22 protein-coding genes are annotated in these 21,127 nt (G+C 66.4%); 11 read left to right on the top strand and 11 right to left on the bottom strand.

Features of this window, described 5'->3' with window-relative positions:
• Positions 1-40: 40 nt before the first annotated feature.
• From PX653_RS15005 to PX653_RS15030, 6 genes are all read right to left on the bottom strand, one after another.
• Entirely contained in the window at positions 41-3,184 is a 3,144-nt protein-coding gene (locus PX653_RS15005) for a transglycosylase domain-containing protein (protein ID WP_371876336.1), read from the bottom strand.
• A gap of 251 nt (positions 3,185-3,435) precedes the next feature.
• Positions 3,436-4,239 carry a competence/damage-inducible protein A gene (locus PX653_RS15010; RefSeq protein ID WP_277413580.1) on the bottom strand — a complete coding sequence of 268 codons (804 nt, stop codon included), beginning with the start codon at positions 4,237-4,239 and terminating at the stop codon, positions 3,436-3,438.
• Positions 4,240-4,249: 10 nt separating this feature from the next.
• Positions 4,250-5,074, bottom strand: a complete 825-nt coding sequence (locus PX653_RS15015) for an EI24 domain-containing protein (RefSeq protein ID WP_277413581.1) — start codon at positions 5,072-5,074, stop codon at positions 4,250-4,252.
• Positions 5,074-6,069, bottom strand: coding sequence for a sterol desaturase family protein (locus tag PX653_RS15020; protein ID WP_277413582.1), 996 nt, complete (start codon positions 6,067-6,069; stop codon positions 5,074-5,076). Before PX653_RS15020 ends, PX653_RS15015 begins: the two co-directional genes overlap by 1 nt.
• Before the next feature lie 15 nt (positions 6,070-6,084).
• Complete coding sequence (locus PX653_RS15025) at positions 6,085-6,873, bottom strand: polysaccharide deacetylase family protein (protein WP_277413583.1); 789 nt, start codon at positions 6,871-6,873, stop codon at positions 6,085-6,087.
• Between the two features lie 16 nt (positions 6,874-6,889).
• Positions 6,890-7,882, bottom strand: a complete 993-nt coding sequence (locus PX653_RS15030) for a YVTN family beta-propeller repeat protein (RefSeq protein ID WP_277413584.1) — start codon at positions 7,880-7,882, stop codon at positions 6,890-6,892.
• A 233-nt stretch (positions 7,883-8,115) separates the two neighbouring features.
• Between PX653_RS15030 and PX653_RS15035 the strand changes: the two genes are divergently transcribed.
• Positions 8,116-8,472 (top strand): FKBP-type peptidyl-prolyl cis-trans isomerase, encoded by a 357-nt coding sequence (locus PX653_RS15035; protein WP_277413585.1) that lies wholly within the window; start codon positions 8,116-8,118, stop codon positions 8,470-8,472.
• Complete coding sequence (locus tag PX653_RS15040) at positions 8,472-8,681, top strand: hypothetical protein (protein ID WP_277413586.1); 210 nt, start codon at positions 8,472-8,474, stop codon at positions 8,679-8,681. The genes PX653_RS15035 and PX653_RS15040 overlap by 1 nt, the downstream gene beginning before the upstream one ends.
• A gap of 50 nt (positions 8,682-8,731) precedes the next feature.
• Here PX653_RS15040 and PX653_RS15045 read toward each other — a convergent pair whose 3' ends face one another.
• On the bottom strand, positions 8,732-9,532 hold the full coding sequence (locus PX653_RS15045; RefSeq protein ID WP_277413587.1) for an anti-sigma factor: 801 nt from the start codon (positions 9,530-9,532) through the stop codon (positions 8,732-8,734).
• 275 nt (positions 9,533-9,807) lie between these two features.
• On the opposite strand from PX653_RS15045, the gene PX653_RS15050 reads away from it, so the two are divergent.
• Together PX653_RS15050 and PX653_RS15055 are read left to right on the top strand one after the other, a co-directional pair.
• Positions 9,808-10,095, top strand: a complete 288-nt coding sequence (locus tag PX653_RS15050) for an HU family DNA-binding protein (protein WP_050409188.1) — start codon at positions 9,808-9,810, stop codon at positions 10,093-10,095.
• Between the two features lie 187 nt (positions 10,096-10,282).
• Positions 10,283-10,537: an acyl-CoA-binding protein gene (locus PX653_RS15055; protein WP_277413588.1), complete on the top strand. Its 255-nt coding sequence runs from the start codon at positions 10,283-10,285 to the stop codon at positions 10,535-10,537.
• A 148-nt stretch (positions 10,538-10,685) separates the two neighbouring features.
• Here the strand turns inward: PX653_RS15055 and PX653_RS15060 are convergent, their stop codons facing one another.
• Both PX653_RS15060 and PX653_RS15065 read right to left on the bottom strand, forming a co-directional pair.
• The gene (locus tag PX653_RS15060; RefSeq protein WP_277413589.1) at positions 10,686-10,961 is read right to left on the bottom strand and encodes a polyhydroxyalkanoic acid system family protein; all 276 of its coding nucleotides are present in this window, start codon (positions 10,959-10,961) and stop codon (positions 10,686-10,688) included.
• A gap of 35 nt (positions 10,962-10,996) precedes the next feature.
• Positions 10,997-12,265: a putative Na+/H+ antiporter gene (locus PX653_RS15065; RefSeq protein WP_277413590.1), complete on the bottom strand. Its 1,269-nt coding sequence runs from the start codon at positions 12,263-12,265 to the stop codon at positions 10,997-10,999.
• Positions 12,266-12,392: 127 nt separating this feature from the next.
• Between PX653_RS15065 and PX653_RS15070 the strand changes: the two genes are divergently transcribed.
• The 5 genes from PX653_RS15070 (at position 12,393) to PX653_RS15090 (ending at position 17,351) form a co-directional block, all read left to right on the top strand.
• Positions 12,393-13,850: a gluzincin family metallopeptidase gene (locus tag PX653_RS15070; RefSeq protein ID WP_277413591.1), complete on the top strand. Its 1,458-nt coding sequence runs from the start codon at positions 12,393-12,395 to the stop codon at positions 13,848-13,850.
• Positions 13,847-14,134 carry a protealysin inhibitor emfourin gene (locus tag PX653_RS15075; RefSeq protein ID WP_277413592.1) on the top strand — a complete coding sequence of 96 codons (288 nt, stop codon included), beginning with the start codon at positions 13,847-13,849 and terminating at the stop codon, positions 14,132-14,134. Before PX653_RS15070 ends, PX653_RS15075 begins: the two co-directional genes overlap by 4 nt.
• A gap of 241 nt (positions 14,135-14,375) precedes the next feature.
• Positions 14,376-14,699 (top strand): ferredoxin FdxA, encoded by a 324-nt coding sequence (fdxA, locus tag PX653_RS15080; RefSeq protein WP_107141025.1) that lies wholly within the window; start codon positions 14,376-14,378, stop codon positions 14,697-14,699.
• A gap of 126 nt (positions 14,700-14,825) precedes the next feature.
• Positions 14,826-15,893 (top strand): NAD(P)/FAD-dependent oxidoreductase, encoded by a 1,068-nt coding sequence (locus tag PX653_RS15085; protein WP_277413593.1) that lies wholly within the window; start codon positions 14,826-14,828, stop codon positions 15,891-15,893.
• A gap of 222 nt (positions 15,894-16,115) precedes the next feature.
• Positions 16,116-17,351, top strand: a complete 1,236-nt coding sequence (locus PX653_RS15090) for a polyhydroxyalkanoate depolymerase (protein ID WP_277413594.1) — start codon at positions 16,116-16,118, stop codon at positions 17,349-17,351.
• Between the two features lie 56 nt (positions 17,352-17,407).
• On the opposite strand, the gene PX653_RS15095 is transcribed toward PX653_RS15090, so the two are convergent.
• Positions 17,408-18,199 carry a substrate-binding periplasmic protein gene (locus PX653_RS15095; protein WP_277413595.1) on the bottom strand — a complete coding sequence of 264 codons (792 nt, stop codon included), beginning with the start codon at positions 18,197-18,199 and terminating at the stop codon, positions 17,408-17,410.
• Between the two features lie 254 nt (positions 18,200-18,453).
• Between PX653_RS15095 and rsxB the strand changes: the two genes are divergently transcribed.
• Entirely contained in the window at positions 18,454-19,155 is a 702-nt protein-coding gene (rsxB, locus tag PX653_RS15100) for an electron transport complex subunit RsxB (RefSeq protein ID WP_277413596.1), read from the top strand.
• Positions 19,152-19,799, top strand: coding sequence for an endonuclease III (gene nth / locus PX653_RS15105; RefSeq protein WP_147955500.1), 648 nt, complete (start codon positions 19,152-19,154; stop codon positions 19,797-19,799). The genes rsxB and nth overlap by 4 nt, the downstream gene beginning before the upstream one ends.
• A gap of 145 nt (positions 19,800-19,944) precedes the next feature.
• On the opposite strand, the gene proB is transcribed toward nth, so the two are convergent.
• Positions 19,945-21,063 (bottom strand): glutamate 5-kinase, encoded by a 1,119-nt coding sequence (gene proB, locus PX653_RS15110; RefSeq protein WP_277413597.1) that lies wholly within the window; start codon positions 21,061-21,063, stop codon positions 19,945-19,947.
• Between the last annotated feature and the right edge of the window lie 64 nt (positions 21,064-21,127).

Below are 21,127 nucleotides of genomic sequence, written 5' to 3' on the forward strand. Positions count from 1 at the left end.
CCGGCACCGATCGAGACCCGAGGGGACAGGCACCGATCTGTCAGCCGCCGCAGGCCTTCAGCGGCGCACCCAGCGCGGCGGCGGCTGCGGCCACCGTCGAATCGCCCGGCACGACGGCCTGCTGGTTCGGTTCGATCAGCGGCATCAGGCTGGGGGCCAGTACCGTCAGCAGCTGCACGGGCAGCGCGCTGGTGAAGTCGTAGTTCTTCGATTCCGGCCCATGCACGTAGGCCGTCATGCTGCCAAAGAAGCGTTCGCCGATATTGAACACGAACGTCGCCGAGCGGTTGACGTAGCGCGACTCGATCAGGCGACCGCCGGCCGCGTAGACGTCGAAGCGCTGGTCGCCCGTGCCGGTCTTGCCGCCCACTGCGATATTGCTGCCGTCGGCCGCCGTGAACGCGGTCTTGGCGCGCTTGGCGGTGCCCTCGGCCACGACGCCGCGGATCTCGTCGGCGACCACCCGGGCCACCTCGGGCGCCAGCACCTGTTCGGCGGCGACCTGCTTGGCGCGTGCCACCTTGGTATCGTACGGCGTGCCGGCCGCGAAGTGCAGCGTGTCGATACGCTGCGTGGGTTTGCGCACGCCGCCATTGACGATGATGCCCATCAGCTCCGCCAGCGCGGCCGGCCGGTCGGCCGATGCGCCCAGCGTCGTCGCATACGACGGCACCAGCGAATCGAACGGGTAGCCCATGCTCTTCCACTGGCGGTGGATGCCCATGAAGGCTTCCATTTCCAGCAGGCCGGCGATGCGCTTGTCCTGCGCGTGCTTGCGGTGCGTCTTGAACAGCCACTGGTAGACCTCCTGGCGCTCCTTCTCGGAAGCGGCCACCACCTGCGACAACGTCGCGCCCTCGTGCTGGCGCAGGTAGGCCACCAGCCACAGTTCCAGCGGGTGCACGTTGGCCAGGTAGCCGCGGTCGGCCAGGTTCCACTTGTCCATCGCGTACTGCTCGTACATCTTCTCCAGGCGCGCCTGCGGCACTTCGTTCTGCGTCGTCAGGTTACCGTTGACGAACATCGCGAACTCGCCCAGCGAGGCATCGGGGAACAAGGTGCGATGGATGTTCGCCAGGCGCAGCGGCGTCGGGCGGATGCTGTCGACGAGGATCTTGTCCAGCTGCGATTTCGGCTTGCCCTTGTACTTGGCATAGAAGCGGTACAGGAACTCCTTGCCTTCCTTGTCGGCGAAGCGGGCCAGGTACTGGACGCGGCGCGGATCGTCCGCGTCGGCCAGCAGGCTCGCCGACGAACCCGGCATCTGGAACGAGTAGTAGCGCACCACGTCGCGCATCAGGCGCACGAACAGCAGGTTGGTCGAGCGGCGCAGGCCTTCGCGCACGGTCAGGATGCGGTGGTCGTCTTCCTTCGAGAAGTTGCCGAAGTAGTGCAGGCCGCCACCGGTGAAGAAGCCCTCGCCAGGATTGCCGGAGTAGGTCCGTTCCATCGCCGCGTTCAGCATCGCCGTCAGGTCGCGCTTGTCGGTCGGCGTCATGGCCAGCCATTCGAGCGCCCACGTGCTGAGGCGGTCCTTCGGATCGACCACCTGCTTCTGCAGTTCGGCCGGGCCCATGCCGCTGTATTTCTTGTGCAGCTGGGCGACGATGTCCAGGTACGTGACCAGCGTGCGCAGCTTCGCCGTGGAGCCCAGGTCCAGCTTGGCGCCTTCGTTGATGTCCAGCGGCTGGTCGTAGTTATCCGTCTGCACGCGCAGGTAGTTGACCTTGTCGCCCTTTTCCAGCAGCGTGAAGCTGTAGACGACGTTGGCCGGATCGCCGTTGCCCAGCATGCCCTTGCCCGTCAGGCCGGCCTGCTGCGCCGCCTCCGCCTCGCGCAACTGGCGCAGCATCGACGTGACGGCCTTCTGCGCGCTGGCGTCCAGCGTGCTAACCACCGACAGGTCCAGCCGGTCCAGGTTGTACATGCGGTTGTCGCCCAGCAGGTTGGCCAGGTGCACGCGCACCGCGTTCGACGCCTTCTTCGTCACGTAGTTCAGCGGCGGCGCCGACTGCAGGCCGTTGCCCTGCGCCGGGTGCAGCTTTTCCTTCAGCGCCGCGTCGCGCAGCGCCGGCGTGATGATGCCCGCTTGCGCCAGCAGGCGCAGGTGGCTGTTGGCCAGGATCTCCAGGTCCTCGCCGCCCGCGCCCAGGTAGTAGCTGGGACGGCGTTGCGCGATCAGCAGCGACAGCGCTTCCTTGAACGCCAGCGCGCTGCCCGGCTTGTCCATGCGGCCCGACAGCAGCTCGGTGACTTCGTTGAAGTCGCGCCCGTACCAGACCCACATGCCGTCGCCGATGCCGTTCACTTCGCCGTAGCCCGGCTTGGCCGACAACGGCACCGTGTTCAGGTAGTCGACCACGATCTGGCGTCGCACGGCCGTCGTGTCCGGACCCTGCTGGTAGGCACGCAACGTGGCCGATACCATCTGCTGCAGCTTGTCCTTCATCGAGCCGGTGCGTCCTTCCGGCGAGTGGCGGTACTTCTCGATCTGCGTGGCGAGCGTGGAACCGCCGGCGGCGCGGCTGCCGGCCAGGCCGACGGCACTGGCCGATTTCTCCAGGATCGCCTTGGACAGGCGGTCCCACTCGACGGCCGGGTTGCGGGTCGGATATTTGGTATCGAGCAGTTCGCGGTTCTCGATGAACAGCAGGCTGTGGATCAATGCCGTCGGGGCCTGCTCGAAGCCCGGATAGATGCGCTCCGGGTAGCTTGCGGTGAACAGCGGCTGTGCGCGGCAGTCGTAGATCGTCAGGCCCGTGCGGGTCTTCTCGCGGAACGTCGTGAACACACCCATGTCGGCCAGTTGCACCATCTTCGGCGAGAAACGCGCCTGCGCGGTGACTTCGTAGTCGCGCTGCTTCAGGCGTGCCAGGTAGTCCGGCATGTTGGCGTAGCCAAGCCGCTCGTCATACGGGCTGTCCTTGGGGAAGCGGATCGACTTGCTGGGTCCCGGCTCGACCTTGTAATGCAATTGCTTGACGATGCCGCTGAAATAGCGCGCCTGCATCGTCGAGGTGCGGACCTCCTGTACGAGCCACCAGATGGCGAGCGACAGCAGCACCAGCATCAGGACGATGAAGGCGTTGCGGGATCGCTTGCTCTTGCGGGGTTCGGAGGGTGGCGGCATCGCCGGCTGATCGTCGTCCAGGCGCTGGCTCTCGTGGTCGGTTTGGGAAGACATGGCTTTCTTGCTACGCGAATTTACTACTCATCATTACTGCTCATCATTTTCGGTTCTTGCGGCGGCCGCGACAGGCACGTCGGCGATTCATGTTGCAGCGCGCTAACGACATTGCACCACATCGGCCCCATGCGCACAGCCCAACCCCGCGAATATTTGACGCGGCTCCGGCTTTTTCGCAAAAAAACAACGGGGCATCGGCCCCGCCGGTTGACGCGCCAACAAGCTGTCACAAGGCGGTCACGGCGTTGTCATACTGCCGGTGGCGGCGGCACCGGCGTGTACTCGGCGTGCAGGGCGTCGAGGCCTGCGCGCAGGCGGGCGAACGCGGCACCGACCTGGTCGGGCGCACCCTTGACGCCCAGTTCGATATGGCGGCGCGTGCGGGCGTCGCCTACGCTCGGCAGGCTGAACACCTTGATGCCGGCAAAGGTGCTTTCCAGCTCCTCCATCAGCGGCGTCAGTGCCGATTCGGCCGCTTCCCATACCAGTACCGCCTGCTCCGCGCGGGCTTCGCGGTTGTGCAGCTCGGCGTGATGCGTATCGAGTACCCATTCGATCATCGGCCAGGCCATCACGGGGAAGCCCGGCACGAAGTAATGCGTCCCCAGCGCGAAGCCGGCCACGTTGTTGTACGGGTTCGGGATCAGGCTGGCGCCCTCGGCAAATTCGGCCATCTTCAGGCGCTGCAGGTTTTCCGGCGCCGCCAGGTCGGTTTCCTTTCCCGCCTCGCGTGCCACCTGCAGGATGCGCTGTTCGATGTTGCGGCGGCCCTCCTCGTGCAGCACCAGCGGCCGGCCCAATGCCGCGGCGGCGGCCTGGCGCGTGTGGTCGTCCGGCGTGGCGCCGATGCCGCCGCAGGAGAACACGATGTCGCTGGTGGCGAACGTGCGCCGCAGCGTGGCCGCGATGCGCTCCGGATCGTCGCCCAGGTACTCCGCCCAGCCCAGTTGCAGGCCGCGCGCGGCCAGCAGTTGCACGACCTTGGGGAAATGCTGGTCGACCCGCTTGCCCGACAGGATTTCGTCGCCGATGACGATCAGTCCAATGGCCATGCCCGCTCCCTCATGCCTGTCCTACGATGTTGGCCTGCTCGCGCGCGCGCAACTGCGCCAGCGCCTCCAGGCAATAGTACTGGAACCACAGCGCCGTGAAAATGAAGATCAGTACGTACAACCACATCATGACGGCCAGCGCCAGCGGCAGCAGCGCCACGAACAGCACGGCACCGGCGGCCATCAGGAGCGGCGGCAGGGCACCCATGGCGCCGGACACCAGGCCCATCGCCAGCAGGTCGCGGCGGCGTTCGCGCTGGATCGTGCGGCGTTCTTCCTCGCTGGCGTGGTCCGCCAGCGCGTCGTACGACATCACGCGGCTGGTCAGCCAGCCCCACAGCAGGGCCGAGGAGATCATGGCCAGCGGCGGCACGATGTACAACGGCAGCGTGGCCAGCCAGATCACGATGAACACCGCGAACGACGACAGCGCCGCGCGCAGGCCGCCCAGCATGCTGCCGCCCTGCTTCTGCTCCAGCTTCGGATAATGGCGCCCGCCCACGTGGCGCACGATGAACGGCATGGCCGCGACGTTCATGAACAGCAGCGCCGACAGGATCATCAGCGGCAGCAGCAACAGCAGCGCGAAAAACGGCACCACGACGGACTTCAGGAAGCCCAGGTGCAGCCGCTCGAGCCAGCTGCTGGTGGTGCGGAAGATCTCGTAGTCGACGAAATTGGTGTGCAGCCAGTCCAGCAGCGGCTGCAGGCCGAAGTACAGCACGAGGCCCCACAGCACCAGCGACAGCACCAGCGGCATGGCCGACAGCACCAGCATGCGCACGTGCAGCTGGGACAGTACGGCGCGGCCGTACGCGTTGGCGACGGCGCGCATCAGCCGGCCCTCCGGCGCGCGAACTCCACCATTCGTCGCACCCCCAGCCACTGCTGGCGCCAGAAACCGCGGCCGTAGTCGCGGCCCGGCACGGGCGAGCCGTCCGGCGCGGTGCGCGGCAGCTGGTCGCGCACGCCCGTGCGGGCAAAGCCCGGCGCGAAGTTGGCGGTGCCGAACACGATGTCCCAGATGGGCAGCAGCACGGCAAAGTTGCAGCCGCCCAGGCTGCCCGTGCCCTTCGACTCATGGCCCTGGCCGACCGCGTGGTGCATGCGGTGGTAGCGCGGCGACACCAGCAGCCGTTCGCCGATGCGGCCGAAGTGGACGCGTACGTTGGCGTGCTGCAGGCTCTGCAGGATGCGCGACAGCGATACCAGCAGCACGTACTGGCCGGGCGGCACGCCGATCGCCAGCGCGACCAGCGCCAGGTAGACGTCGCGCAGCAGGTCGTCCAGCACGTGGTTGCGGTCGTCGCTCCACAGGTTCATGTCCTGCTGGCTGTGGTGCAGGCTGTGCAGCCCCCACCACCAGCGGAACTGGTGCTGGGCCCGGTGGAACCAGTAGTCGAAGAAATCCAGCACGACAAAATAGATGGCGAAGCTCACCAGCGGGCTCATGTCCGGCGCCAGGTTCTCCAGGTTGAAGGGGCGCACGTTCTCCAGGCGCAGCCAACCCGCCACGTGATCCATCAACGGATCGACCGTGAAGAAGACCAGCACGGGGAAGAAGCCCAGCCGGTGCAGCAGCGTGTAGAGGAAGTCGTTCCAGCGCGCGCGCCGGTCGGTGAAGCCATGCACGGGCATGAGCGCTTCCAGCGGGCGCAGCACGAGGAAGACCAGCAGCAGTTCGCACAGGCCGATGAGGAACCATTCGGTGCCTTCGAAGGCATCGTCGAGGAAGTCCGCCAGGCCGGCGTGGAACAAGCCGGGTTCGATCACGGACTGGAACAGCCAGCCCTGCGCCTGTGCGAACCATTCGGTCAGCAGATGGATCATGTTTTTCTTGTTTCGCTATCGTTGGATATGGCCCTTGCCGAAGCCCGGATGCTCGCGCAAGGTGGCAAAGCAAAAGCCCTTCTTTTCCAGCCCGGCGATCAACGGCTCCAGGTTGGCCGGCGCCCACGCGTCCCGGCGCGACCAGATGCCCATGTGCGCCATGAAGATGTCGCCGTCGCGCAGGGTGTCCAGGGACTTCTTCAGCAGCACCGCGTTCGGGTACGCGGTGCTGGAGAGCTCGTCTCCGGAAAACCCCGCCGGGGCCCAGCCGACGTGGGCGTAGCCGCAGCTGTGCGCGGCCGCTATTGTACGCTGTGAAACCTTGCCGCCGGGTGCGCGCCAGAGGGGATCGAGATGGTGACCCGTCAGTTCGGCAAAGCGGGCATCGACCCGCTTGATTTCGGCGCAGTACTGGGCCGCTGTCCACTGCTGGCGCTTGCCGGCGGCTGCGCCGAACTGCGGCCGGACGCCGATGGTGCCGCGCGGCCCGTCGCCCGTGTAGTAGACATGGTCGAACGTGTGCGAGCCGAACGCATGGCCCTCGGCCACGCGCGCCTGCCAGTAGCCGGCCCAGGACGGGTCGAGCGCATGATCGCCCCGCACCGTCTTCTCGTTGGCGAGGAAGAACGTGGCGCGGATGGCATGGCGCTTGAGGGTGGCGGCGATCAGTTCGGCTTGCGACTGGCTGCCGGTGTCGAACGTCAGGTAGATGGTGCCGCCGCACTGCCCCGCCCCTGCGGGCGCGGCGGCCAGGAGCAGGACGGCAGCGCCGCAGAAGGCGGCGTGACGGATGGGCGCGGTCATGCGTCGCGGCGGCCCGTTACATGCGGGCGGACGAGTTGGCGAAGAAGACGCCGTGCGGCGAGCGGCCGACCGGGATGTACTTGACGACCTTGCGGGTCGGCAGGTCGATCACCGCCACCTTCTTGATCCAGCGCAGCGTGACCCACATGGTCTTGCCGTCGGCCGTGATTTCCATGCAATCCGGACCGCCCGGCACATTGATCTGGCCCACGTTCGTCAACGTCTTCTGGTCGATGATATTGATCGAATTGGACACGCGGTTCGACACGTAGGTGTAGCGGCTGTCGCCCTGGGCACGGAAGTTGTGCGTGCCGGCGCCGGCCTTGATGCGCTTGACGGTCTTCTGCGTACGCCAGTCGATCACTTCGACGTAGTCGCTGCCCATGATGCCGACCAGCAGGTATTTATCGTCCGGCGTCATCGCGATCCCGGCCGGCAGCTTGCCGACGGGGATCGTCCACTTGACGGCTTGCGTGGCCAGGTCGATGGCGCTGACCTGGTCGCTGCCCTGCTGCGTGATGAACGCCATCGTGCTGTGCGCGTCGAACGCGATGTGGCTCGGCAGCTTGGCCATCGGCAGGCGCTTGGCCAGCGTGAAATCGCGCCCGTTGTACTTGTACAGGTCGACGCGGTCCAGCCGCAACGCGGTGGCGACAAACCATTTCTGGTCCGGCGTGAAGCCGATCTGGTACGGATCGACGATGTCCTTGATGCGACGCTGCACCTGGCCCGACTTCGGGTCCAGGAACAGCAGTTCGTTGCCGACGGAGCTGGCCACGATCAGCGATTTGTTGTCCGGCGTCGCCATCAGGTGATGCGGCTCCTTGCCGACGGCGAAGGTCTGCAGGCTCTTGTACGAGCCCTGGTCCAGCAGCTGGACGGTGGCGTCGCGCGAGTTCAGCACGACGACGACATTGCCGTTCCCGGATGGCGGGACGTTGGCCTGGGCAGCATGGCAGGCGGCCAGCAGGCTGGCCGAAAGCAAAACGCGACGGAAAATGCGGGACATGGTGGGGGCGCCAATGGGGGAGGAAGCGCTATTTTACGGTTAAACGCGTGAGTAATAGTTACGCAGGACAATCTTTTAGGCGCCGGTTTCAAGCGAAAAACAACGGCCTTTGCAGAACGTCATCGGCTCGCCGCCGCCTGGCGTTGCCGGACTTTTAACGGGCGCGGCCCGCATGGCGCTTTGCCGTTGCTTGCACTACAATCGGCAGCTCACTGACACAACAAAGGAACATCATGTCCATCACCACCACCCCATCCGGCCTGCAGTACGACGACGTCGTCGTGGGCGAAGGCGCCGAGGCGAAAGCGGGCCAGAACGTCACCGTGCACTACACCGGCTGGCTGCGCAACGACGACGGCAGCAAGGGCGCCAAGTTCGATTCCAGCAAGGACCGCAACGACCCGTTCGAGTTCGCCCTGGGCGCCGGCATGGTGATCCGCGGCTGGGACGAAGGCGTGCAAGGCATGAAAGTGGGCGGCACCCGCCAGCTGGTCATCCCGGCCGACCTGGGCTACGGTTCGCGCGGCGCGGGCGGCGTGATCCCGCCGAACGCCACGCTGATCTTCGACGTCGAACTGCTGGGCGTCTGATGCGCGCGCTGGTCGTCCTGCTGATGGCGGCGAGCCTGTCGGGCTGCGCGGTGGTGGCCGTGACGGGTGCCGTCGTGGGTGCCGGCGTGACCGTCGCCTCGACCGCGGTCGACGTCGGCGTGGCGGCCGGCAAGGGTGTCATCTACGTCGGCAAGGCGGCCCTCGGGTCGGATGACGACGAAGACGAGGATGAGGACGACAAGAAGTAATCCAGGCAACGACAGCAAAAAGGCACCGCGCGGTGCCTTTTTTCATGCGCTCAGCGCTGCCAGCCTTTCTGCATGGCGGCCTGCTCCGCCTTGGCATCGAGCGCCTCGCCGGACATGCGCTGCTCGATCGACAACTCCACCTGCGACGGCATCGCTTCGAGTTGCGCCGCCCGCTCGTTGCCGGCGTTGGCCGGCCGCGGGTTCTGCACCAGCACGGGAATGCGCCACTCCTGCCCGGCCTTGCAGGCCAGGCCGTCGATCTGCTGCGTGCCGCTGTTGCCGGCGAAACTGCGGCAATAGCTGCCTTCGGTCGACACGAACGACATGCCGATGCGGACCGGGGCGGGCGCCGCTGTCGTCGCAGCGCCCGTTGGTGCGGACGGCTGCTGCTCCAGCGCCGTCGCCAGGCGTCCCTGGGCGATCAGCATGCCGTCGCGGCTGGCGACAAGGTCGCCCCGCACATCGTCCTCCTGCAGGTAGGACAGGCCGAACTTGCCGGCCAGGACGCCAATGGCCAGCACCCCGACCAATGCGCTCCATTCCTTCCACGACCAGCCGCGCTCGCGGCTGGCCTTGCGCGCCGCCTGCTGCGATGCCTCGCGCCGCGCACGCACGGCATCCAGGCTGACGACGGTGGCCAACCGTTCCGGCCGCAGCGCGCGCAGCCGCTGGCCGCCACCGTCGTCACGTGGCGCGAACCCGGCAGCGACGTTGGTGCGGCGAATCTTGTAGTGTTCGACACGGCGTGCCAGTGCCGCATCGCGGACACAAGCCGCTTCGACGGCGTGCCGGGTAGCTTCGTCCAGTTCCCCGTCGGCGTAGGCCATCAGCGTTTCATCGGAAAAGGTCATGATCGTTCCCCGCCCAGTTGGTATCGCGGCGCCGGCACGAGTCCTACGGGCAAACTTGGCGCACGCCGCTTCATATTAGCACCGCGCCGGCCCGGCACCGCGTCCGTCTCGTCGCGCTGTGCAGTGCAGCATCGGCCGGGACCGTTGCCGGATATGGCCTCCCGCATGCGTATTTCGGCGGAGCCCTGTCGCCATATGGGTTAGTTCCGCGAGAAAGGATTACTTTCGGCAAATATTATGCTAATCTGCGCCCTCTATTAACGAAGGAGGTAGTAATGAAAAAAGGCGAACTGATTGCAGAATTTGCGAAACGTACCGAAATGTCCGGTGCCGCCGCCAACGACGCAGTGAACACCCTGATTGCCATCGTTACCGAACGTCTGAAAAAAGGCGACACGGTCGGCATCACCGGGTTCGGCACGTTCTCCGTCGCCAAGCGTGCCGCTCGCAAAGGCCGCAATCCCGCAACCGGTGAAGCGATCAAGATCGCGGCATCGAAGACGCCGAAGTTCTCGGCTGGCGCCACGCTGAAGGCCGCCGTCAACCCGACCAAGAAGAAGTAAGTCGTACTCTGCCGCCGACGCGGCGGCCGGGACACCGGGGACAGGCACCTGTCTCGGGGCATGATGGCCCCGAGACAGGTGCCTGTCCCCTTTTGGGTTTCCGGGTGCGCGGATTGGAACAAGTCCTCTATGGCACGACCGTGCGGATTTTGTATGATGGCGCATCGCCAACCACAAGAGGACCATAATGAGTCTGCAAGCACAATTCGACCAGGCCATGGCCGATTCGAAGAACCTGCCGGAACGTCCGGACAACATGACCCTGCTGAAGATCTACGCGCTGTACAAGCAGGGTTCGGCGGGCGACGTGACGGGCGAGCGCCCGGGCATGACGGACTTCGCCAACCGCGCCAAGTATGACGCGTGGGCCGGCCTGAAGGGCACGTCGCAGGAAGACGCGCAGCAGCAGTACGTCGACCTGATCGAGGAACTGAAGGGCTGATTTGCCGGGGCCTGTCCCTGCAGGGGACTGGCCCCGAAGTCTGGCAGCGTTGCCGCGGATCCCGCAAGAACTTCAGGGCCAGTCCCTATGGGAGCGCAGCAGGAATTTCATGGTGCACCGCTCCTTGCCGGCACCATGACCCTCACTATCACGCGGCAGCAAACACCTTGCGCATCTTCTCTGCCACCTTGCTCTGGATGGCCGGTGCGAAGGCGCCGTACAACATCCCCAGCTTGATCTGCATCTGCGCCTGTTGCGGCAGCAAGGTCAGCGCCCCCTCCACGCCGCTGCGCTCGAAGCGCAATACGTCACCCTGCCAGTTGCAGACGAGGTCGAATTCGCTGGCCAGCTTTTGCGCCACCTGCTCCGCCGCCGCGCGTGCCGCGGCGGGCTCCAGATTGTGTTCCTGAATGATATGGATCATGCTTGTTGGGTAAAAGGCGCAATGATGCCACAGCCCTACAACAGACGGAAAGCGGCGATCGCCACCAGCGTCGGCGCCAGTGCCGCCAGCAGCAGCCCCAGGGCCGACACCGTCTCCAGCTCGAAGTAGCCCTTCAGGATCGACATGCCGGCCGGATTGGGCGCGTTGGCGATCACCGTCAGCCCGCCGCCCGTCACGGCGCCCGTCACCAGCGCGTACTTGAACTCGTCGCTGAGGCCTTCCACCAGCGAGCCCAGGTACGTCAGCGCGGCGTTGTCCGTGATCGCGGTGAGCGCCGTGGCACCGTAATAGACAGCGTCGCTGCTCATGCTCATCAGCAACTCCTGCAGCCACCATTGCTGCTTGCCGCCCAACACGACCAGGCCGGCCAGGAAGAACGCCACCAGCAATCCCTCGCGCAGGATCAGGCGGTCCTGGAAGCGTTCGTACGCCTGCGCCACGCCCAGGAAGAACAGGAACAGGCCGAGGAACACGGCCGGATGGTGCGAGAACACGACGACGCCGGCCAGGAACGCCACGTGCGCCAGCACCAGCGCCAGCGGCACGCGCTCCTGTGGGGCCGCTGCGGCCGGACGATGCGCCGTCAGCTCGCGCGCGAACAGCAGCGTCACGCCCACGGCGTTGACGAGCACCGCCAGCGCCGCCTTCCAGCCGATATTGGCCAGCATGAACGGCAGGTCCCACTGCCACTTGGCGGCCACCATCAGTACCGGCGGCGCCGCATAGGGCGTCAGCGTGCCGCCGATCGACACGTTGACGAACAGCACGCCGATGATGGCGTACTTCAAGCGCTCGGAGATACCGCCCGCATACAGCCGCTCGGCCAGGATCAGCGCGCCCAGTGTCATCGCGGCCGGCTCCGTGATGAACGAACCCAGCAACGGCACGACCGACAGCACCACGAACACGAAGCCCATGCTGCCCGGCGGCGGCAACGCCCTGGCGGTCAACGCGACGGCGGCCTTGGTCGTCTGCAGGATGGGCCGCGTGGCGGCGATCACCATGATGACGAACACGAACAGGGGCTCGGTGAAGTTGCGGCTGTCCAGGTAGGCGATGGCCTCCACCCGTCCCGCGGCCGCGCCGATGAACATCACCAGCACCAGCGCCCAGAAGCCGAACACGACCTCCACTTCGCCCAGCAGGTGCCAGATGCCCGCGTGGGCGGGGAAGCGGTGGGCCACCCGCTCGAACACCTTGGCGCTGAAGGTGTGCAGGATGGCGATGGCAAACAGGACGGCGCCGGCAAGGTCGATGGTGCTGGGGTTCACGAGGGTCTCCATGATCGTTGAGTGCATTGTACGACGGCAATGCAAGGACAAAAGCTTGTGCCACATCAAACATTGTGATTGCGCCCAGCGTGACCATGGCCCCAGGCGCGCCACTCCGGCGCCGGCCGAGGAGACCATCATGGAACAGCCAGTCATCATTCCCGTCGCGGCGCCGCCGCCCCGGACACCAACGTTGCCGGTCGGGTTCGTGCCGACGCCATCCGCCGCCTACCGCCTGCACCGCAAGACCGTCGCGCAGGCGGGGCAGCCCGGCCTGCCGCACCTGAAGGCCACGCCGCCCCCGCCCGGGGCCCGCGTGCTGATGTGGAAGCAGGACCCGTCCGTGCCGGATATCGGCACGCGCAAGGCCTTCCTGCCCGGCGTCCTGATGGAGGGCCCAAGCGACGCCCGCATCGCTTCCGGCCAGCCCGGCATCGCGCCGGTGGCGCCGAACGCGTTCGGCGACTTCGTCGTGCCACCCGACACCGACCAGTTCGATGCCGTGCACACGTTCGCCGTCGTGCGCCAGACCTTGACGATGTTCCAGCGCGTGCTGGCCGCGCACGACGGCGGTCCGGCGCCCTGGGCCTGGAACAGCGCCAGCGACACCGCTCCCCTGCAGGTCTTCCCGCATGGCCTGCCCAACGTGATGAACGCCTACTACAGCCGCACCGAACGCGCGCTGAAGTTCGGCGACTTCGTACCCGCCGGCGCCACGGCCGATGCGGCCTCGCGCGTCTACACCTGCCGCTCGTTCGACATCGTCGCGCACGAGACGGCCCACGCGGTGCTCGATGGCCTGAAGCCGCGCTGGATCCTGGCCTCGGCGCCGCCGCAGACGGGCGGGCTGCACGAGTCGTTCGGCGACCTGGCGGCAATCTTCCTGGCGCTGGCCCAGATGGACCAGGTGGAAGCGATCGTGGCGCAGACCCGCGCCGACCTGCACGACAAGACCTTCCTGGCCGACATGGCCGAGCAGTTCGGCCTGGCGCTGGGCCGGCCGAACGGCCTGCGCAATGCCGACAACGACCTGGCCCTGTCGCAGACCGGCACCGAGGTGCATGCGATCTCGCAGGTATTCACGGGCGCCGTCTACGACATCCTGGCCGACATCTTCGCGTTCGAGCGCCGCCCCGGGCTGAAAGACGATGCGGCCGTGCTGCACCGGGTCGGCGGCTACCTGTGCGGCCTGACGCTGCGCGCGCTGGTCGCGGCGCCGGACCGCAACGCCACCTATGCCGACGTGGCCAACGCGATGCTGCGGCTGGCGCAGGCCGATGGCCGCCCGGCCGACTACCTGGGCTTCATCCGCCACCGCTTCACGCTGCGCGAGGTCGTCGTCAGCGCCGCAGGGGAAGCATTCGCGGCCGCGCTGGCCCCGGCCGTCGTCGACGCGCCCGACGCCATGCAGGACCGGCGCGCCTGCTGCGGCACGATGAACCACCCGGAGTACCGCGACGCTGCCGACGCGCTGGAGCAGGAACGGCAGGCGCTGGCACGCTGGTGCCACGGCTACGCCGCGCGCGGCGGGCGGGAACCGGCCAGCAGCGAGGAACTGGCGGCGGCCGACTACGGCGTCGGCCAGGACGCATCATGAAGATCGTCGCCACCGCCAGCGGCGGCTTTGCCGGGCTCGCGCGGCGTCATGAGGTGGACACTGCCGTCAGCCCGGCAGGCCCGGCGCTGGAAGCGGCGCTGGCGTCGCTCGGCTTCCTTGCGGCCGGCCCGGCAGTGCAGGCGCGGGCGACCGGCGCCGACCTGCTGCGGTGGACCATCGCGGTCGAGGCCGACGGGCGGCGCCACAGCGTCACGTTTGCGCAGGACGGCAGCCCCGCCAGCGCGCCGTGGGAACGGCTGCTGGCCCGCATCCTGGCCGCCTGAACACGGCTGCCGCCCCGCAGTGCGCGCAGCGGCCCGCGCGGCCGCTGCGCGCATTTGCTTATTTGTATTGTGTCTAAGCCTGAATTGTGAGAAAGAGCGAATTGCCCTAAAATACAGTGCTTTTGCTGGAGGGGACGCGGATCGCCATCGCCGCGGGCACAAACCACGGCGCCGGACGCACGGCAGCGCCAGGCACCTTGTCAGATCGTCACTCCAGCGCACCAACATAAATAGGACCGCTATGACCCACGTTGTCACCGAATCTTGCATCAGCTGCCGTTACACGGACTGCGTCGATGTTTGCCCGGTAGATTGTTTCCGTGAAGGCCCGAATTTCCTGGCAATCGATCCGGACGAGTGCATCGACTGCGCCGTCTGCGTGGCGGAATGCCCGGTCAACGCCATCTTCGCCGAAGAAGACGTGCCGTCGGACCAGCAGCAATTCATCAAGATCAACGCGGACCTGTCTCGCAACTGGCCTTCGATCACGAAGACCAAGCCAGCCCTGCCGGAAGCCGAGCAGTTCAAGGACGTCAAGGAAAAAACGCACCTGCTGGTGCGCTGATCCACGTGCCGTGACCGCGCGGCGTCCACTGGCGCCGCGCGTACGGCGTCGGTACGCCGTCCTGCGTGTCGCCCACGGCAGGCAGAGATCGACGTTCCCTTTGCAATCACAGGATAGAAAATCGCTATGAATATCGTCAGCACCCCTCCCGGTGGCAACCACGAAACCGATGCCGTCATCATCGGCGCCGGCCCGGTCGGCCTGTTCCAGGTCTTCGAACTGGGCCTGCTGGAAATCAAGGCCCACGTCATCGACTCCCTGGCAGCCGTCGGCGGCCAGTGCGTGGAACTGTACCCGGACAAGCCGATCTACGATATTCCCGCGATCCCGTCCTGCACGGGCCAAGAACTGACCGACGGCCTGCTCAAGCAGATCGAACCGTTCGGCCCCACGTTCCACCTGGGCCAGGAAGTCACCGTCGTGCACAAGCGCGAGGATGGCCGCTTCGACGTCGAAACGAGCCTGGGCACCAAGTTCATCACGAAAACCATCTTCATCGCCGCCGGCGTCGGGTCGTTCCAGCCGCGCACGATGAAGGTCGATGGCATCGAGGCCTATGAAGGCTCGCAGCTGTTCTACCGCGTCAAGGACCCGGCACAGTTCGAAGGCAAGAACCTCGTCATCTGCGGCGGCGGCGACTCCGCGCTGGACTGGGCGCTGAACTTCGTCGGCAAGGCCGAGTCGGTCGTACTGCTGCACCGTCGCGAGGACTTCCGTGCGGCGCCCGCTTCCGTGGCGAAGATGAAACAGCTGTGCGAAGAGTTCGAGATGCAGCTGATCGTCGGCCAGGTCTCCGGCATCGAGGAAAAGGACGGCAAGCTGTCCGAACTGCGCGTGACGGGTGCCGATGGCGTGACCCGCCGCGTGCCGCTGGACATGCTGCTGGTGTTCTACGGCCTGTCGCCGAAGCTGGGCCCGATCGCCGAGTGGGGCCTGGACATCGAGCGCAAGCAGCTGAAGGTCGTCAGCACGGAAAAGTTCGAAACGAATGTGCCGGGCATCTTCGCCGTGGGCGACATCAACACCTACCCGGGCAAGAAGAAACTGATCCTGTCCGGCTTCCACGAAGCCGCGCTGGCCGCCTTCGGCGCCGCGCCGTACATCTTCCCCGACAAGAAGATCCACATGCAGTACACGACCACGTCGCCGAAGCTGCACAAGGTGCTGGGCGTCGAATCGCCAGTGTTCGACTGATCCGACTTATTGCTCGGACCTGTCCTACAGAAAAGCAGCGGAAACGCTGCTTTTTTTGTTTTCAGGACACGTTTATCGTTTTAAACAGGCGTAATCGTGCGGGTTTCCAGCCGATGTTTTGGCATCGCAAAATGCTTTACGTCAAGAAAAAACGGCCTATAATGGGCTCATGATTTCCCGCCCGCAGCTGTTATTGCGGCGCCTCACGACCCAGGAATACCTATGCTTTACCAACTACACGAGATGCAACGCACCTTCCTCAACCCGCTGATGCAGTGGGCGGAAGCGTCGTCCAAACTGTTCAGCAATCCCGTGTCGCCCTTCGCGCACACGCCGTTTTCGCAACGGATCGCCGCCGGCTATGAATTGCTGTATCGCCTGGGCAAGGATTACGAGAAACCGCCATTCGGCATCGACACGACGACCGTCAACGGCAAGCCCGTCGGCATTCTCGAGCATGCCACCGTCACCAAGCCGTTCTGCCGCCTGATCCACTTCCGCAAGGACGTATCGACGGCCGAAGCGGTGGAACTGGCGCAGCCCGTCGTGCTGCTGGTGGCGCCGCTGTCCGGCCACCACTCCACGCTGCTGCGCGACACCGTGCGCGGCCTGCTGCCGGAGCACGACGTCTACATCACCGACTGGACCGATGCGCGCATGGTGCCGCTGTCCGAAGGCCCGTTCCACCTGGACGACTACATCTACTACGTACAGGACTTCATCCGCCACCTGGGCCCGGACGTGCACGTGATCTCCGTCTGCCAGCCCACCGTGCCGGTGCTGGCCGCGATCTCGCTGATGGCGACCAACAAGGATGCCAAGCTGCCCAAGACGATGACGATGATGGGCGGCCCGATCGACCCGCGCAAGTCGCCGACGGCCGTCAACAACCTGGCCACCGAGAAGCCGTTCTCGTGGTTCGAGAACACGGTGATCTATCCCGTGCCGCCGAACTATCCAGGCTTCGGCCGCAAGGTCTACCCGGGCTTCCTGCAGCACGCCGGCTTCATCGCGATGAACCCGGGCCGCCATGCGCAGTCGCACCGCGAGTTCTACATGCACCTGGTGCGCGGCGACGACGAGCCGGCGGACAGCCACCGCAAGTTCTACGACGAGTACAACGCCGTGCTGGACATGCCGGCCGAGTACTACCTCGACACGATCAAGACGGTGTTCCAGGACTTCAGCCTGCCGAAGGGCACGTGGCAAGTGGGCGGGCAGCTGGTGCGCCCGCAGGACATCACGAACGTCGCGTTGCTGACCATCGAAGGTGAGCTGGACGACATCTCCGGCGCCGGCCAGACGCAAGCCGCGCACGAGCTGTGCTCCGGCATCCCGGCCGACAAGCAGGAAGACTTCGTGGTGCCGCAGGCCGGCCACTACGGCATCTTCTCCGGCCGCCGCTGGCGCGAGATCGTCTGCCCGAAGATCACGGAGTTCATCCGCAAGCACGCTTGAGGCACTGCGGTGCTCGACGCAAGCCGCCTGCGGGCGGCTTTTTTCATGGCGCGGCGCTACCCGTCGTACCCGATCCGTCGCCAGTATTCCTTCTCCAGCTTCGGCAGATCCAGCTCCCGCGCCGCATTGTCGAACGACTGCTGTTGCACCTGGCCCACGGCCGTGCGGCGGAAACACAGGTGCATGGTGCGGTCGGGGAACAGGCCGCCACTGGTGCCGATGCGCTCCCGGTCGGCCGGCGTAAAGCGCTGCGTCGCCAGCAGGTAGCGCAGCACGTGGCGATCGACGATCGTCACGGGGAAGCGCCGCACCAGCAGCTTGCGCAGGTTGGTCTCGTCGTTGACGGCTACCTCCGCATCGATCGTGCCACGCGCCACCATCGCGTCGAACTGCTCGCTGTACGAATAGCCCGACACCGTACCCACCCGCAGTTCGCGCAGGTCGGCCAGGTTGTCGGCCCGGACGGGGCGATCCTTCAGGAACACCAGCACATAGTCGGTCCGTGCCAGCGGCGTGGAGAAATGGCACAGCTTTTCGCGCTCCGCCGTGCGCAGGACCGGCAGGAAGCCCGCATAGCGGGGATCGCGCAGGCCGATCTCGACGGCGCGGCGCCATGGATAGTAATCGACCGTCGCGCTATAGCCCAGCCGGCCCAGCACGGCGCGCATCATGGCCCCTGTCAGCCCGTCCTCGGGCAAGGCCCGGGCCAGGTACGGCGGCCACTCCTCTCCGGCCACGCGAATGGTTTGCGGCTGCGCCCATGCAAACGGCGCGGCACACAGCACAGCCATGGCGACGGCATACCGCCACCATTGTCTTCCATGCAGTTGTTGCCTGGCTTCGTCCATGCAATATGCTCCCACAACGCCTGCCCAAATGCCAGGCACCCCCGGCCGTGTGCAGGTCGGCGCCGTCCTACCGCCCCGCACCCAGCGAGCAACTCGCCGCGGCCGCGCTGAGGGTCTGCCGGGCCACCGTATCGCCCCGCAGGGGACTGACCCTGGTTTTCATCGCCAGCGCTCGCAGGAGCGTCATCCCCGTTCTCGCGCCTGACGCGGATGGGGGATAATGTCGGTCTGTCCTGCTTTTGATACGTGAACCCGTGACCGAACCGACCACCTTAGCCGACCGCATCGAGGACGCGCTGCCGCAGACCCAGTGCACCAAGTGCGGCTATACCGGCTGCCGGCCGTACGCGGAGGCCATCGCGACAGGCGCGGCGCCGATCAACCAGTGTCCGCCCGGCGGCGCCGAAGGCATCCGCCGGCTGTCGCTCGTGACGGGCCATCCCGTCATTCCGCTCAATCCCGTCAATGGACTCGAGCGCCCGCGCGCGGTGGCGTTCATCGATGAGGCGCTGTGCATCGGCTGCACCCTGTGCATCCAGGCCTGCCCCGTCGATGCGATCGCCGGCGCGGCCAAGCAGATGCACGCGATCGTCCCCGAGCTGTGCACGGGCTGCGACTTGTGCGTCAAGCCCTGCCCGGTCGACTGCATCGTCATGTATCCGGTGACGGAGACGACGGGCTGGGAGGCGTGGACGCAACAGGATGCGGACGCCGCGCGCGACCGCCATGACTTCCGCAACGCGCGCCTGCAGCGCGAACGCGAAGAGAACGACGCGCGCCTGGCCGCCAAGGCACAAGCCAAGATGGAGGCGGTCGACCGCCTGAACCCGGAGAATGCCGCCGAGCTGGCGGAGAAGGAACGCAAGCGCGCGATCATCGCCGCCGCGATGGAACGCGCCCGCCTGAAGGCGGCGGCCGCCAAGGACGCCGCCGCCGACAAACCGAAAGACCAATGAACGCCGCCAAACGCCACGAAATCTTTCGCCGCCTGCGCGAAGCCAACCCCCATCCCACCACGGAACTGGAATACACGACGCCGTTCGAGCTGCTGATCGCCGTGCTGCTGTCGGCGCAGGCCACCGACGTGGGCGTCAACAAGGCCACGCGCAAGCTGTACCCGGTGGCCAACACGCCGCAGGCGATCCTCGACCTGGGCATCGACGAACTGACGACCTACATCCAGACCATCGGCCTGTACCGTACCAAGGCGAAGAACGTGATGGCCACGTGCCGCATCCTCGTCGACCAGTACGGCGGCGAGGTGCCGCACGACCGCGCGGCGCTGGAGTCGCTGCCGGGCGTGGGCCGCAAGACGGCGAATGTGGTACTGAACACGGCGTTCGGCGACCCGACGATCGCGGTGGACACGCACATCTTCCGCGTGTCGAACCGCACCGGCATCGCGCCGGGCAAGAACGTGGACATCGTCGAACAGAAGCTGTTGAAGTTCGTGCCGAAGGAGTTCCTGCAGGACGCCCACCACTGGCTGATCCTGCACGGCCGCTACACCTGCGTGGCGCGCAAGCCCCAATGCTGGAACTGCATGATCGCCGACCTGTGCGAATTCAAGCAGAAGACGCCGGCCCCGGCGGTGGTCTGACGCCTACCGCCGCGCCCGTGTCCACTTCGACCAAACTTGGGGTCACACCCCGACATGGACACGAGCTCAGCAATCCGCGCGCATGAGCTCGTGTCTTGTCGGGGTGTGACCCCACGGTGGACGCGAGCCCGGCTTTGAGGAGCGGTTAGAGCAGCACCATATTGTCGCGGTGGATCAGCTCCGGGCCTTCGACGAAGCCGAGGATGCCTTCGATCTCGCCGGACGGCTTGCGCACGATGCGGCGCGCTTCGCCGCTGGTGTAGTTCGACAGCCCGCGCGCGATCGCGACGCCGCCTTCGCTGACGCATGTGATGACGGCGCCGCGGCCGAATTCACCGCGCACTTCGATGACCCCGATCGGCAGCAGCGACTTGCCTTCGCGCGACAGCTTGGCGATCGCGCCCGCGTCGATGACGACCTGGCCGGCCGTGTGCAGGTGATCGGCCATCCACTGCTTGCGCGCCGTCAGGTGCCCCGTCTGCGCCTGCAGCTCCGTGCCGATCGGCTCGCCGCTGGCGAGGCGCGTCAGCACTTCCGGCTCGCGGCCGAACGCGATGACGGTGTGCGCGCCCGACTTGGCGGCGCGCTTGGCGGCCAGGATCTTGGTCAGCATGCCGCCGCGCCCAAGGCTCGAGCCGGCGCCTCCTGCCATGGCTTCCAGCGCCGGGTCGCCGGCGCTGGCCCGTTCGATCAGGTAGGCCGCCGGGTCCTTGCGCGGATCGGCCGAGAACAGGCCGCGCTGGTCGGTCAGGATGATCAGCGCGTCCGCTTCGATCAGGTTGGCCACCAATGCGCCCAGCGTGTCGTTGTCGCCGAACTTGATTTCGTCGGTGACGACCGTGTCGTTCTCGTTGATGATGGGGACGATGCCCAGGCTTAACAGCGTCGTCAAGGTGGAGCGCGCGTTCAGGTAGCGTTCGCGGTCGGCCAGGTCGGCGTGCGTCAGCAGCACCTGCGCGGTGCCGAGGCCATGCGCGCGGAAGCTCGTTTCATAGATCTGCGCGAGGCCCATCTGGCCGACGGCGGCGCAGGCCTGCAATGCATGGATGTCGGTGGGGCGGTGCTCGAAGCCCAGGCGCAGCATGCCTTCGGCGATCGCGCCGGAGCTGACCAGCACGACCTGCTTGCCCAATGCGCGCAAGGCGGCGATCTGCGCGGCCCAGCGCGCGATGGCGGCATGATCGAGCCCGCGGCCGTCGTTGGTCACGAGCGAGGAGCCGACCTTGACGATCAGCCGGTTGGCTTTCTGGATGAGGGAGTTCATGTGCGGCCAATCTCTTGTCGAATGAGGGATCTGGATTCACCCGGCGTGTCGCCCGGCTTTGCCG

The organism is Pseudoduganella chitinolytica, assembly GCF_029028125.1.
Classification (GTDB): Bacteria; Pseudomonadota; Gammaproteobacteria; order Burkholderiales; family Burkholderiaceae_D; genus Rugamonas; species Rugamonas chitinolytica.

Bases quoted from the DNA above. Each gene is read 5' to 3' on its own strand.
- PX653_RS15005 (WP_371876336.1), bottom strand. From the start codon at position 3,184: ATGTCTTCCCAAACCGACCACGAGAGCCAGCGCCTGGACGACGATCAG.
- PX653_RS15010 (WP_277413580.1), bottom strand. From the start codon at position 4,239: ATGGCCATTGGACTGATCGTCATCGGCGACGAAATCCTGTCGGGCAAG.
- PX653_RS15015 (WP_277413581.1), bottom strand. From the start codon at position 5,074: ATGCGCGCCGTCGCCAACGCGTACGGCCGCGCCGTACTGTCCCAGCTG.
- PX653_RS15020 (WP_277413582.1), bottom strand. From the start codon at position 6,069: ATGATCCATCTGCTGACCGAATGGTTCGCACAGGCGCAGGGCTGGCTG.
- PX653_RS15025 (WP_277413583.1), bottom strand. From the start codon at position 6,873: ATGACCGCGCCCATCCGTCACGCCGCCTTCTGCGGCGCTGCCGTCCTG.
- PX653_RS15030 (WP_277413584.1), bottom strand. From the start codon at position 7,882: ATGTCCCGCATTTTCCGTCGCGTTTTGCTTTCGGCCAGCCTGCTGGCC.
- PX653_RS15035 (WP_277413585.1), top strand. From the start codon at position 8,116: ATGTCCATCACCACCACCCCATCCGGCCTGCAGTACGACGACGTCGTC.
- PX653_RS15040 (WP_277413586.1), top strand. From the start codon at position 8,472: ATGCGCGCGCTGGTCGTCCTGCTGATGGCGGCGAGCCTGTCGGGCTGC.
- PX653_RS15045 (WP_277413587.1), bottom strand. From the start codon at position 9,532: ATGACCTTTTCCGATGAAACGCTGATGGCCTACGCCGACGGGGAACTG.
- PX653_RS15050 (WP_050409188.1), top strand. From the start codon at position 9,808: ATGAAAAAAGGCGAACTGATTGCAGAATTTGCGAAACGTACCGAAATG.
- PX653_RS15055 (WP_277413588.1), top strand. From the start codon at position 10,283: ATGAGTCTGCAAGCACAATTCGACCAGGCCATGGCCGATTCGAAGAAC.
- PX653_RS15060 (WP_277413589.1), bottom strand. From the start codon at position 10,961: ATGATCCATATCATTCAGGAACACAATCTGGAGCCCGCCGCGGCACGC.
- PX653_RS15065 (WP_277413590.1), bottom strand. From the start codon at position 12,265: ATGGAGACCCTCGTGAACCCCAGCACCATCGACCTTGCCGGCGCCGTC.
- PX653_RS15070 (WP_277413591.1), top strand. From the start codon at position 12,393: ATGGAACAGCCAGTCATCATTCCCGTCGCGGCGCCGCCGCCCCGGACA.
- PX653_RS15075 (WP_277413592.1), top strand. From the start codon at position 13,847: ATGAAGATCGTCGCCACCGCCAGCGGCGGCTTTGCCGGGCTCGCGCGG.
- fdxA (WP_107141025.1), top strand. From the start codon at position 14,376: ATGACCCACGTTGTCACCGAATCTTGCATCAGCTGCCGTTACACGGAC.
- PX653_RS15085 (WP_277413593.1), top strand. From the start codon at position 14,826: ATGAATATCGTCAGCACCCCTCCCGGTGGCAACCACGAAACCGATGCC.
- PX653_RS15090 (WP_277413594.1), top strand. From the start codon at position 16,116: ATGCTTTACCAACTACACGAGATGCAACGCACCTTCCTCAACCCGCTG.
- PX653_RS15095 (WP_277413595.1), bottom strand. From the start codon at position 18,199: ATGGACGAAGCCAGGCAACAACTGCATGGAAGACAATGGTGGCGGTAT.
- nth (WP_147955500.1), top strand. From the start codon at position 19,152: ATGAACGCCGCCAAACGCCACGAAATCTTTCGCCGCCTGCGCGAAGCC.
- proB (WP_277413597.1), bottom strand. From the start codon at position 21,063: ATGAACTCCCTCATCCAGAAAGCCAACCGGCTGATCGTCAAGGTCGGC.